The organism is Mastigocoleus testarum BC008, from assembly GCF_001456025.1.
GTDB classification, from domain to species: Bacteria; Cyanobacteriota; Cyanobacteriia; order Cyanobacteriales; family Nostocaceae; genus Mastigocoleus; species Mastigocoleus testarum.
Map to the genome: position 1 here is coordinate 26,687 of NZ_LMTZ01000012.1, position 11,837 is coordinate 38,523.

The window sequence follows — 11,837 nt, forward strand, 5'->3', positions numbered from 1 at the left end:
TTCTTATAACTGAAACTTAGAGGCACGATGTATTACGGCTTTGATAAATGCTGTTTTCCATCAGAGGAAATTCCATGGCAATCAATTATAGGTTTCGGATCCTTATTATTCTCCTATTAGCACTGCTGATAGTATTACTTTCAGGTAATGTCGCAGCCCAAGGTCCGGCGTCTAATCGGGAGATTGTTCGCTTTGGTAACGATATTACCGTTGCAGAAAATGAAGTTGTTAAGGATGTAACCGCGATCGCAGGTTCAGTAACAATATCCAATAATGCACATGTCACGGGTGATGCGGTAGCGGTGGGTGGTGACGTGACATTAAAAACAGGTGCAAAGGTTGATGGTGACGTTACTGCTGTGGGGGGAAAAATTTCTCAAGATAAGGATGTGATGATTGGCGGTAATGCTGTAACAGTTACAGGTGATATTGATATTATCCAAGGTATGAGACAGTGGGGTTTTTGGGGTCTACTAGGACGTATATATCTGATTAATGCTGCGTTTTATAGCTTATTTATGATTGCTATCGCCATTATTGGTGTAGCTTTAATGCTGATAATGCCTAGTTTCATGCAAAGTATTAGTATAGCTATAAACCGAGAACCACTTAAGAGTTTTACTTGGGGTGTAGGAGGTGCGATCTCTTTCTTGCTGTTAGTCATTCTAACTAGTGGAAGTTTACTAGGAAATCTTTTAATTCCGATCGCAGCTTTGATTGTAGGTTTAGTAGAACTTGTGGGAATAAATGCTATTAGTCTTTTTCTTGGGGAAAAAGCATTAAAAAATAATACTTCTCCAATCTTACAGTTATTGTTAGGAGTAATTGTTATCGGAGTAATCACTCTTATTCCTGTAGTTGGTGTTTTAGTATTTTTAGTACTAACTCTATTTGGTTTTGGAGGGGTTTTAACTTCACCATTGATGACAGAACAAACTAAGTTTTTCTGGCATAATAAACCACAATTAACGCCAAGCAAACCAATTGAAGACCCAAGACAAGAAGTTATATGAATTTTGCGAATTACTTACTAAATAATAGTAATCAAAATATTTTTCAAAGTGTTAAATTCGCAATTCCTGTAATTTAATCCGATATATCATATATTTATGATATTTGATTTAGGACAATGGAAGCTAAATAATTCCATTTGTAAACGTCATTTAAGAATTCAACTTAAAACTCAACTTAGAGTTCAAGCTTTCACAATCGTAAATCAATTTTTCTGCGAAAACTGAAGATATTTACTAACTTTTTTTAGCAATCTATTGTGGAGTATTGCTATGTTTGTACAACAAAAATCAACAAATAACTTAATTGAAGTACTGACACTTCAAGACCTTTACGATCCTTGTCGTAAAGAGATTATGGGACAAAGTCACGCAGGTGAAGAAATGCAAGAACCGAGTTCTTACCTGAAATCAGAATTAATTTTTCCTTCAGGAGAAGAACTTCCTCTTTGCTGGTTAGACCCACATTATCGAGAGGTAAAGTCTGGAAAAAACGCAATGAGTATTTAAAGGGCTATAACCAGGGTTTTAAGTAATTGAGAGACGTAGCACTGCTACGTCTTTAAAGTATATTCGTTGGTCTTGTCGCTCTATATATTTAATAAGTACTTAGATAAAATTAATTGTATATTTGTCATTGCGTTAGCACGCACCTACGGTGAACAGCTTGCTGCGGGCTAGTGGAGCGCAGCGTAACGTAGCATATGTCCTGTCGGACACGCTGCGCTAACGCAAGGGTTTGAGATTGCTGAGGACGCGCTCCGCGAACACTATCGTTTGTTCTAACGAACACGCTGCGCTAACGCAATGACATAAATATTTTTGTCCATCTACTTAGGAGCAGTAAATAAATAAATGTAATGAAAAAAATTACAGAAAAATTAGAAAAAAAGCTGGGAATTTCTGGATTAGTAGATAAACTTATTGATAATTTATCAGGTTCGGAACTCAATACAATTTTACTCGAACTTTTTAAAACAAGAACAAAGCAGATTGTACCTTCAAGGCTTCTGACTGAATATAACCAAAATCGGTTTTGCTCTCCTGCTTCTATCGATCCGATTAGCTATAAGGAAGATGAAGTATCCTGGTTAAAAAGTGCAAATGAATATGGTTTCAAACCTGTTTTACTTTCACCCCTGGCTCCTTTGGGAAGTAGCTCTGTTGTAGGTTGTGTCAATCAAAATAAGGTTGTTAGTGCTTTACGAGGCTCAGAAGTAGTTTCTGATGCTACTAATGTTTTGGCACTTAAAGTGGCGAATGAAATTAGTAATGATAGGAAAGTTGAAGTTAAAAAGTATTGTACAACACACCGACATACAAGAGGACAATATTATAACAATCCAGCATTTTCAGCCCATTTTGGTGTTTTTTGTATGGTATCTGGTGGTGTGAATCGGAGTAATAATTCCTTCGAAATGGTTCTTGCAAAAGAACATATTTTATTTTATTTAAATATGTTGTTATCTCTTTTTAAAAAAGAAGATTTGTCTCTTGAGATTTATGTTACAGATAATGCTAATCAAATATCTAGTCAAGTAAAAGATGACATACTATTGATGTATCAGAATTTAGCATTGGAATTTAAACTGACAGACTTTAAATTCAGAGAAACTACCAATCAATATTATCAAATTATTCAATTTAAGATATTTCTCAACTATCAAAGCAATCGAATTGATATAGTCGATGGTGGCTTTGTTGATTGGACTCAGAAAATACTTACAAATCAAAAACAAAGATTATTTATCAGTGGTGTGGGTTTAGAAATCATTCATAAAATTTGCCAAGGAGTATTGTAATTTAATTTTTACGATCTGTGATGTCATTCTGCGAGTTAGGAGTGATATTGCTATTAGCCCAAACCAAAACTTAGCCTAAATAAAAAAATCTGATGTTACCAAAAGCATCTCTGTTGAGGTTTTACTATCAGGCTTGCTTACTCCCAACCCGCATTTATTTGCTGAGATATGTTCTATCAACAGCCAGCTATACCCTCTTCACGTGCAGCACGCTGCACCGCAGCAGCAACTGCAGGCGCAACTCGTTCGTCAAATACCGAAGGAATGATATGTTCTTTGTTCAGTTCTGAAGGTTGAACTAAAGACGCGATCGCGCTAGCAGCTTCAAGATACATTGTGGTAGTAATGGCGGAACAGCGACAGTCTAAAGCGCCACGAAATATCCCAGGAAAAGCGAGAACATTATTAATTTGGTTGGGGTAATCGCTGCGACCTGTTGCCATTACTGCAACTTTACCCTTAACCAGTTCGGGTTGAATTTCTGGAATTGGATTTGCCATGGCAAACACAATTGGATCTTTTGTCATTGAATCTACCATTTCCGGAGTCAAAACTCCAGGGGCGCTAACCCCAATAAATACATCGGCTCCCTGCATTGCTCCGGCTAGGCTTCCCTGTGCTTTAACTGCAAATTCACGTTTTTGTTCTGTAAGATTTTGACGATTGGTAGAAATAATACCTTTGGAATCACACATTAATATTGTTTGTGCTCCAGCTTTGCGCAGTAGTCTAGCGACCGCAACACCCGCAGCTCCTGCACCATTAATAACGATCCGGATTTTCTCAATGGACTTATTTACCAATTTCAAAGCATTGAACAATGCTGCTAAAGTAACAATTGCCGTACCATGCTGATCGTCGTGAAAAATTGGAATATCTAACTCCTGGCGTAACTTAGCTTCAATTTCAAAACAGCGAGGAGCAGCAATATCCTCTAAATTGACCCCACCGAATACCGGAGCTAAGTTCTTGACTGTGCGAACAATTTCCTCCGTGTCTTGTGTTGCTAAGCAAATAGGGAAAGCATCTACACCACCAAACTCTTTAAACAGCATAGCTTTACCTTCCATTACCGGTAATGCAGCCTCCGGACCTAAATTACCTAAACCTAGTACAGCACTGCCATCTGTGACAATTGCTACTGTGTGTTGCTTAATTGTGAGATTGTAAACCTCTTCTGGGTTTTGGGCGATCGCATTACAAATTCTACCAACCCCAGGAGTATAAGCCATCGCCAAATCAGATATACCTTTAAGTTGGATCCGGCTGTTAATACTGATTTTGCCCCCGCGATGCAAGTTAAAAGTGCGGTCATAAACATCAAGTATTGTTATGTCCTCTAAATCCTTAAGGGACTGTACAATTTCTTCAGTGTGGTCGCTACTACCGGCATCCACAGTTAGATCTCGAATTGAAAACTGATGATTTTGTTCGATTAAATCAATTTGACCGAGATTACCGCCACTTTTTGCGATCGCCTGCGTCACAGATGCCAACATCCCTATACGATTAGGAATCTGCAAGCGCAAGGTTAAACTAAAACTGGAATTGGGGGTCAAATTCGTCATGCCAACTAAATATAATTATTGTGTGCGTCTTCATTTTCCTTCGAAGTATTGTCATTTGATACCCATTTTCAAAAAGTTATAATTAGGTATTATCAGTTATTCAGACAGTGTAATAACTTTTTGTAACGATTTTGCCCTTTTTATTTCTAATAGTTAACTTTTATGTTAGGGTTTTAGTGATAAAGAATTCGGCGATCACTGTTTGTTTTTATTTACTGGGCTTTTTTCATCTTGGTATTCACAGACTTTTCTCCGAAATCTGAATCTCTACACAACTTTTGGTTTTGGAGACAATCAATGTCAATTTATGTAGGCAACCTTTCCTACCAAGTAACTGAGGAAGATTTGAATTCTGTTTTTGCAGAATATGGTTCTGTAAAGCGGGTTCAACTTCCTACCGATCGTGAGACAGGTCGCGTGCGGGGTTTCGCTTTCGTCGAAATGTCTTCAGAAACTGAAGAAGCTGCTGCTATTGAAGCTCTTGACGGTGCTGAATGGATGGGACGTGATATAAAGGTAAACAAGGCTAGACCTAAAGAAAATAGAGGTTCTTTTGGTGGTAACCGAGGAAACAATAGTTTTCGTAACCGTTACTAATACTAATTTCGGCAACTAGACAACCAATCTAGCAACTAACCTTAATGTTTCTCAATCGGAATTTTAATCTCTGTTTTGATTAAATACTTGATGTAGGGATCTATTAATCTAGTGTGCGCCCCTGTATCTTTGATACGAGTGGGGGTGTTATAGTCTTTTAGGTATATCTGCTCATAGTTCAACTTGTGGCGTTTTTCTTTCCTTCTCTAGACTTAAACCCCTTTGGGGTGCACAACTTTAAGGGTAATATTGTGGAATACTCGGAGTCTAAACTATTCAGGACGTAAATATTGAATAAACTTCGATAAGGTCGAATAAGTCTAGATATTTAGCGCGAAAAAATTAATCTGAAATAAATCTTAAGCGTTATGTTTTAAATACTTAAGACAGGATAAATATTATTTTCTAGTGTAATTCTTCCGTACCTAATTGCTTGCTTTGCAATGTGAATATTTAGGGATAATTATAAGAATTAATGATGGATACTGCGTGATTAAATTTGATGTTTGGGTAAATGACGTACAAGTTACTTTTTATAACATTTTTCCTATCTTAGTTTTTCAACAATTAACTATTTATAATAATTAACTTTTGTGTTAGTCTTTCTTTGTGAAAGAATTCGGTGACACTGTTTGTTTTTATTTACTGGGTTTTTATTGTCTTGGTATTCACAGACTTTTCTCCGAAATCTGAATCTCTAGGTAACTTGTGGTTTTGGAGACAATCAATGTCAATTTATGTAGGCAATATTTCTTACCAAGTAACGGAAGAAGATTTGAATTCTGTTTTTGCAGAATATGGTTCTGTGAAACGAGTTCATTTACCTACAGACCGCGAAACAGGTCGTATGCGTGGCTTTGCTTTTGTAGAAATGAGTTCGGAAACAGAAGAAGAGGCTGCTATTGAAGCTCTTGATGGTGCTGAGTGGATGGGACGCGATATTAAGGTAAATAAGGCTAAGCCTAGGGAAAATAATAGAGGTTCCTTTGGTGGTGGTCGAGGAAATAATAATTTCCGCGATCGTTATTAAGTCTTTATGCAAACCATCAGTCCTAGTGAATGGATGATTGGTATTGCTCGCTAATAGTTTTAATTCTGATGTAGAGATGTATTAGCAATTTGCGACCCAGCATAACTAACACATCTCTACATTTTTTGGATTGTACGGAAACTTGTAAATATTGGGAGTAAGAAAACACAACCAATACTCTCTACAATATTAACTAAAGTAAAGATAGTTATCAAAAAATCAGAATTAAAGACCATGGGATTATTCGGATTAGGAAAAAAAGCTACCTTACCCAAGCCAGAAGAGGCTTTACCAGGAAGAACTCAGGTAATGCCCGTACCTAGTAGCCATTATGTAAATAGTAATCCCCTAAAGGCACCTTTTCCAGAAGGTATGGAAATGGCAATGTTTGGTATGGGATGCTTTTGGGGTGCAGAACGTAAGTTTTGGCAACTGAAAGGAGTTTATAGCACCTCGGTTGGTTATGCTGCAGGATATACTCCCAATCCCACTTATCAAGAAGTATGTACTGGTATGACAGGTCATAATGAAGTGGTACTAGTTGTATACGATCCCCAAGTAATTAGTTATTCAGAATTATTAAAGGTATTTTGGGAAAATCATAACCCCACCCAAGGAATGCGCCAAGGGAATGATACAGGTACTCAATATCGTTCGGGAGTATACGTGTATTCACCAGAACAGAAGAAACTTGCAGAAGCATCAAAGGAAGCTTATCAAGAAGCTTTAAATGAGGCGGGATACGGTAAAATCACCACAGAAATTCTTGATGCGCCGGAATTTTACTATGCAGAGGATTACCATCAACAGTATCTAGCGAAAAATCCTGGTGGTTACTGTGGTTTGGGTGGAACTAATGTTGCTTGTCCGGTTGGTATTGTCCAATCTTGATATCAAGATAAAAGATAATGGGTAATTGGTAATAGGTAATTGAAAATACCAATTATCACTTACCAACTACCCTGTTAGATTTGGGACATTATGAACGAGGGAGAGTAGCGCGTAGCACAAGTCAAAAGTCAAAAGTCAAAAGTTTGAGGATTAATCAATTTCCTAACCTAATTGTGTAGTGCTGTATTTAAATAAACTTATCAATGGTACTGATAAACTTTTCGTATGGTTGAACCCCAACAATAGTTTCGACTACATCAGCATTTTTGAAAAAAAGCACGGCAGGAATACTGCGGATACCATACTTTTTCGCAAGGGGCTTGCTTTGATCTACATCGACTTTAACTACTTCTACACTATCTTCATAGGTTTTAGCAATTTCTTCCATAAACGGAGTAATTTTTCGACAAGGTCCGCACCACTTGGCGGTAAAGTCGACAACTACTAACTTTTCTGAAGCTAATAGGGTTTCAAAATTACTCTCTTCAACTTGGGTAACTGTAGTCATAATTTATTTCTAATTTATTCCTAAAAAAGTTTTTAATTGGGTAGTTGTGATTAATATTGACAACAACTATTAAACAATCGCTAGAATAATCTAAAGGTCGAAATTAATGTCTTAATTTTGATATCTATGGAACCAAATGCATTACCAAATGACCGATTGAAAAATGAAATTTGGAAAAGATTAGATCGGGGAAGAAAAACTAAGGCTGCTAATGGTGGCTATGCTGGTTATGGTTCTCCTGCTTTCGGTCAACAATCAATTAACGGACAATTGGTTGTAAATGAGAAGGAACAAGAAATAATTGAACTGATACGCTGTCACCATAAGTCTGGAAAATCGTTACAACAAATTGCTGATTGGTTAAACCGGAATAATTACACCACTAAACGCGGTCATCAGTGGAAACGAATTTCTATCAAACGGGTGCTTGATCGACTTTATGGTAAAACTCCAAGAATTTCGGGTGTTAAGAAAGCATTTTCCCGAGAAGTAAATAAAGTTTAAATGAGATCAACAACCAAATACCATTTCACTTTATTCCCTATGTTATCCAATGCTTATAAGTGTTTTTGCGTAACATCCCTAATGATAAACCTCGACCGTACTAATGTCTAGATAGACACAATAATAAAAATATTATTTTGTAACATCCCTTCAACAAAATTAAGTGTGTTGAATGGGAAAATCTACAGTTAGGATTAATGTAGTAAAGATTGAGTTCAATGCTTGCAAGTAGAAACTTGTGTCTTGGAATCATGTTTGAGCGAGTTGGGTAAATCATGACCTTTGAAGCGCCGCAATTATCACAACAAGTTGTCGAAAAGGTTATTGAACGTAATTTTTTGGTGGTAACTCCAGAAACTTTATTGCTTGATGCGATCGCATTAATGAATCAAAAGCGATTTTGTGATTGTGGCGGTGTAAATGATAGCGAAACTCTGCATGGTAACGATCCAAATTTCCTGAATTTAGATGCGTCAACTTCAACTACCTCAAATTCAAGTTGCGTTCTGGTAATGCAAAATGATGAATTATTAGGAATTTTTACTGAAAGAGATATTGTCCGGTTAAGTGCTGCTGCTACTGATTTTGAAGAAGTAAAAATCGCTTCTGTGATGACAACACCGGTAGTTACTCTAGCTCAAGAAGATTTTAGTGATATATTTGCAATTTTATTTTTATTTCGACGTTATCGGATTCGTCACCTACCAATTTTAGATGATAAAGGTGCGGTTATTGGTATAGTTACCCCTGAAAGTATTCGTAAAATCCTACGTCCAGATTATTTTTTGAAGTTGAGACGGGTCGCAGATATAATGACAACCAATGTCATTCATGCAAGTATGACGACATCAGTATTATCTATTGCCCAATTAATGGCAGAACATCGAGTGAGTTGTGTTGTCATTACTGAAGAAGATGATGAATACGATCTGAGCCACGTTGGGACTATTCCTATAGGCATTATTACTGAAAGAGATATTGTGCAGTTTCAAATATTGCAATTGAATCTTGGTGCTATTCAAGCAGAAACTGTGATGAGTACGCCATTATTTTTGCTAGCTCCGGAAGATTCTTTATGGACTGCTCATCAGGAAATGGAGCGGCGTCATGTGAGAAGATTAGTAGTGTCTTGGGACTGGGGAAAAGGATTAGGAATTGTAACTCAGACTAGTTTATTGCGGATATTCGACCCTATAGAAATGTATAGTACAATTCAGATTTTGCAACGAACTGTGGAGCAGTTAGAAGCTGAGAAAAAGCAATTGTTGCAAAGGCAGAATGTTGGTACTTCTGGTTAGGTGGTTTGGGGGTAATGGGTAATTGGTAATAGGTGGTTGGCGATGCTATGGGAGCTATCGCTTATCGCAGATAACTACAGAATCATCTCAATAGTGGGGAGAACAAGAATATCACACCACACATGTATTTAAAATCACTGATTAATAGATGAGCATTAGTGAAAATTTTGGTAGCTAATGGTGCCTACCTTTATTCTTCAACCTTGGCTTCTTCATTGTTCTCTCGAACGATTTATAAATCCTTCCAGAATAATGAAATTTAGTGTTGAAGTAGAACTTATTCAAATATACCAAGTATTTTATTGTACATATACTTAGTGTTGAAAAAGCCGTTTATATTACTTACCAGTAAATATCAATAAACCCGAAAAAAGTGGTGAGAAATGTGATGCTCAGCCTCGTTACCTCTGGTTGCAGCAGCCTTGTATCTTCGCCTGACTGTAAAATCCTTAGACCAAGTATCAAATTTTGAAATAGGAGTTTAGAGAGTGGATCAAATTGTAGATAAAATTGCTGCATTAGGTGTGCCCGGTCTTGTTCTATTGGTGGCTATGGCTGTTACTGGTTGGGCTGGTGCAGCAGCAATTACAACAGCTTTGGCTATGCTTGGTGGACCCTTTGGAATGCTAGGAGGAGTTGCTGTACTTGGAATTTTGGGATTGATATCCAAGGGACTGGCAGAATATGGATTTGAAAAAATGTTTCAGGCAGTTGTAGATGAACTGCGCAATAAGGGTAAATCTAAGTCAGATATTGAAAAAGAAGTTGCTTGGTATCCGATTTCAAGAGATCTTAAGTTGAAGATTAAGGATTATCTTCGTGAGCTTGACTAAGCAATAAGCTACATCATCTCGTGGACTTAGTTCAATAGTATTGGGCGTAGATATCTTCATAAAAAACAACTATCTTGCGAAAATGAAAATAAAAGAATCTTATAAATTGCAAGTTTTTCCTAAAATAATTAGAATCAGAAATAATATTTTGCTTGCTTTCACCACAAAGGAAATTGACCCGGAAACAGGTAAATATATTAATTATTTATCTGAGATAGATGTTTGTGATTGTGTTGCTTGTAAAAGCTGTACAGATAGTTTTGGAAAAGAATTTTGGATTGATATTGATTGTAATTTAAAGGTGGGTGAGTATCTTAATACTAAGACTGGCAATACACAAACAGTTCTCCTTTATAAAGTAGAAGATGCTGTAGAGTATTGGTGCAAACAAGCTGAAATTGGAAATTATTTAGCTAAAAACATACTTTTCTATTTGTCAGGAGGTATTTCCTAACAGCTTCTATGCTAGGCTGTTGACCTCATGTATGTTTCAGAAAATTACCAAAAATCCAAAAAGTTAGACCTGCTCTCAGTTGAAACCACCCGCATCAGCAATTTTTAGCTATCATCAATGGTACTAATGTACTTTGAGTTGGTAGCTAATGTGAGCCAAAGAAAAATTATCCACATCGACATGGATGCTTTTTACGCCTCGGTAGAGCAACGGGATAATCCCAAATATCGAGGTAAACCATTAGTAGTGGGCGGTTCTCCCAATCAACGCGGTGTGGTAGCAGCTGCAAGTTACGAGGCGAGAAAATACGGTATCCATTCGGCAATGCCGTCAAAATTAGCACTTGCAAAGTGTCCAAATCTTATATTTGTAAAACCTAGGTTTGAAGTATACCGAGCAATATCAGCACAAATCCACGATATTTTTAGACTTTACACAGATATCTTTGAACCAATTGCATTAGATGAGGCTTACCTTGATGTCACAAGTAATAAGCAAGGATTACCTTATGCTTCTACAGTAGCAAAGCGTATCAGAACTGAAATATTTCAACAAACTAAACTTACTGCATCAGCTGACGTTTCCATCAACAAGTTTTTAGCAAAAATTGCATCGGGTACAAATAAGCCAAATGGCATGACCGTGATATTACCAGAAGATGCCGAAAAATTCGTGGAAAGTTTACCCATCGAAAAGTTTCACGGTATCGGTAAAGTTACAGCTACTAAAATGCATGATTTGGGGATTCGTACCGGGACCGATCTAAAGGAGCGATCGCTTGAATTTTTGGTGCAGGAGTTTGGTAAGGTTGGGAAATATTACTATAAAATTGCTAGAGCACGAGATGACCGTGCAGTGGAACCAAATCGTATTCGTAAATCAATTGGGGCTGAGAATTCTTTTGCTGAGGATTTGAGCGATAAAGAATCAATATTACTTGAACTCAAACAAGTCGCTCGGATACTTCAAGAGCGTTTAGATAAAAATCAAGCTTCGGGTCGGACTTTGACACTAAAAGTAAAGTTTTCGGATTATCAACAAATTACACGTTCTCGAACTTTTGGGGATAATATCAATAGCTTGGATAAGATTATTGCTGAAGCGATCGCACTATTTGAAGCAATTGAATTAGAGAATCGAAGTATTCGGCTGTTAGGGATTTCCTTATCCAATCTCAATCCTGGAGAACTGCAGCAAGTGCTCCAATTATCTCTGTTTGAATAATTACTACCTTCTACTTTAGTTTATTATTTTTTTGTATCCGCTCAGTAAGTCGGGGTAAGAAGAAAAAAGAAGAAGGAACAAAAGTAGAGCATGTGTCGTAGAATATGACCCATGACGC

13 protein-coding genes are annotated in these 11,837 nt (G+C 37.0%); 11 read left to right on the forward strand and 2 right to left on the reverse strand.

Going from position 1 to position 11,837, the window contains the following annotated elements:
- Nucleotides 1–74 precede the first annotated feature (74 nt).
- From BC008_RS03250 to BC008_RS03260, 3 genes are all read left to right on the forward strand, one after another.
- The gene (locus tag BC008_RS03250) at nucleotides 75–1,013 is read left to right on the forward strand and encodes a hypothetical protein (RefSeq protein ID WP_058183107.1); all 939 of its coding nucleotides are present in this window, start codon (nucleotides 75–77) and stop codon (nucleotides 1,011–1,013) included.
- A 270-nt stretch (nucleotides 1,014–1,283) separates the two neighbouring features.
- The gene (locus BC008_RS03255; RefSeq protein WP_058183109.1) at nucleotides 1,284–1,520 is read left to right on the forward strand and encodes a hypothetical protein; all 237 of its coding nucleotides are present in this window, start codon (nucleotides 1,284–1,286) and stop codon (nucleotides 1,518–1,520) included.
- Between the two features lie 350 nt (nucleotides 1,521–1,870).
- Nucleotides 1,871–2,812 (forward strand): hypothetical protein, encoded by a 942-nt coding sequence (locus BC008_RS03260; protein ID WP_027842643.1) that lies wholly within the window; start codon nucleotides 1,871–1,873, stop codon nucleotides 2,810–2,812.
- 176 nt (nucleotides 2,813–2,988) lie between these two features.
- Here the strand turns inward: BC008_RS03260 and BC008_RS03265 are convergent, their stop codons facing one another.
- On the reverse strand, nucleotides 2,989–4,380 hold the full coding sequence (locus BC008_RS03265; protein ID WP_027842644.1) for an NAD-dependent malic enzyme: 1,392 nt from the start codon (nucleotides 4,378–4,380) through the stop codon (nucleotides 2,989–2,991).
- A 297-nt stretch (nucleotides 4,381–4,677) separates the two neighbouring features.
- Between BC008_RS03265 and BC008_RS03270 the strand changes: the two genes are divergently transcribed.
- From BC008_RS03270 to msrA, 3 genes are all read left to right on the forward strand, one after another.
- Nucleotides 4,678–4,977, forward strand: coding sequence for an RNA recognition motif domain-containing protein (locus BC008_RS03270; RefSeq protein ID WP_027847088.1), 300 nt, complete (start codon nucleotides 4,678–4,680; stop codon nucleotides 4,975–4,977).
- A gap of 727 nt (nucleotides 4,978–5,704) precedes the next feature.
- Nucleotides 5,705–6,007, forward strand: a complete 303-nt coding sequence (locus BC008_RS03275; protein ID WP_027846222.1) for an RNA recognition motif domain-containing protein — start codon at nucleotides 5,705–5,707, stop codon at nucleotides 6,005–6,007.
- 234 nt (nucleotides 6,008–6,241) lie between these two features.
- Nucleotides 6,242–6,898, forward strand: a complete 657-nt coding sequence (msrA, locus tag BC008_RS03280) for a peptide-methionine (S)-S-oxide reductase MsrA (RefSeq protein WP_027846221.1) — start codon at nucleotides 6,242–6,244, stop codon at nucleotides 6,896–6,898.
- A gap of 187 nt (nucleotides 6,899–7,085) precedes the next feature.
- Here the strand turns inward: msrA and trxA are convergent, their stop codons facing one another.
- On the reverse strand, nucleotides 7,086–7,406 hold the full coding sequence (gene trxA / locus BC008_RS03285; RefSeq protein WP_027846220.1) for a thioredoxin: 321 nt from the start codon (nucleotides 7,404–7,406) through the stop codon (nucleotides 7,086–7,088).
- Nucleotides 7,407–7,532: 126 nt separating this feature from the next.
- On the opposite strand from trxA, the gene BC008_RS03290 reads away from it, so the two are divergent.
- From BC008_RS03290 to dinB, 5 genes are all read left to right on the forward strand, one after another.
- A complete protein-coding gene (locus BC008_RS03290; protein ID WP_027846219.1) occupies nucleotides 7,533–7,910 on the forward strand; it encodes a recombinase family protein in 378 nt (125 codons plus the stop codon).
- A 275-nt stretch (nucleotides 7,911–8,185) separates the two neighbouring features.
- Nucleotides 8,186–9,208, forward strand: a complete 1,023-nt coding sequence (locus BC008_RS03295; RefSeq protein ID WP_027846218.1) for a CBS domain-containing protein — start codon at nucleotides 8,186–8,188, stop codon at nucleotides 9,206–9,208.
- Nucleotides 9,209–9,696: 488 nt separating this feature from the next.
- Nucleotides 9,697–10,041, forward strand: coding sequence for a hypothetical protein (locus BC008_RS03300; protein WP_027846217.1), 345 nt, complete (start codon nucleotides 9,697–9,699; stop codon nucleotides 10,039–10,041).
- Between the two features lie 82 nt (nucleotides 10,042–10,123).
- Nucleotides 10,124–10,495, forward strand: coding sequence for a hypothetical protein (locus tag BC008_RS03305; protein WP_058183111.1), 372 nt, complete (start codon nucleotides 10,124–10,126; stop codon nucleotides 10,493–10,495).
- A gap of 117 nt (nucleotides 10,496–10,612) precedes the next feature.
- The gene (gene dinB / locus BC008_RS03310; protein ID WP_235595785.1) at nucleotides 10,613–11,719 is read left to right on the forward strand and encodes a DNA polymerase IV; all 1,107 of its coding nucleotides are present in this window, start codon (nucleotides 10,613–10,615) and stop codon (nucleotides 11,717–11,719) included.
- Nucleotides 11,720–11,837 lie beyond the last annotated feature (118 nt).

Bases quoted from the DNA above. Each gene is read 5' to 3' on its own strand.
- BC008_RS03295 (WP_027846218.1), top strand. From the start codon at position 8,186: ATGACCTTTGAAGCGCCGCAATTATCACAACAAGTTGTCGAAAAGGTT.
- dinB (WP_235595785.1), top strand. From the start codon at position 10,613: ATGGTACTAATGTACTTTGAGTTGGTAGCTAATGTGAGCCAAAGAAAA.
- BC008_RS03275 (WP_027846222.1), top strand. From the start codon at position 5,705: ATGTCAATTTATGTAGGCAATATTTCTTACCAAGTAACGGAAGAAGAT.
- BC008_RS03250 (WP_058183107.1), top strand. From the start codon at position 75: ATGGCAATCAATTATAGGTTTCGGATCCTTATTATTCTCCTATTAGCA.
- trxA (WP_027846220.1), bottom strand. From the start codon at position 7,406: ATGACTACAGTTACCCAAGTTGAAGAGAGTAATTTTGAAACCCTATTA.
- BC008_RS03305 (WP_058183111.1), top strand. From the start codon at position 10,124: ATGAAAATAAAAGAATCTTATAAATTGCAAGTTTTTCCTAAAATAATT.
- msrA (WP_027846221.1), top strand. From the start codon at position 6,242: ATGGGATTATTCGGATTAGGAAAAAAAGCTACCTTACCCAAGCCAGAA.
- BC008_RS03290 (WP_027846219.1), top strand. From the start codon at position 7,533: ATGGAACCAAATGCATTACCAAATGACCGATTGAAAAATGAAATTTGG.
- BC008_RS03255 (WP_058183109.1), top strand. From the start codon at position 1,284: ATGTTTGTACAACAAAAATCAACAAATAACTTAATTGAAGTACTGACA.
- BC008_RS03265 (WP_027842644.1), bottom strand. From the start codon at position 4,380: ATGACGAATTTGACCCCCAATTCCAGTTTTAGTTTAACCTTGCGCTTG.
- BC008_RS03260 (WP_027842643.1), top strand. From the start codon at position 1,871: ATGAAAAAAATTACAGAAAAATTAGAAAAAAAGCTGGGAATTTCTGGA.
- BC008_RS03270 (WP_027847088.1), top strand. From the start codon at position 4,678: ATGTCAATTTATGTAGGCAACCTTTCCTACCAAGTAACTGAGGAAGAT.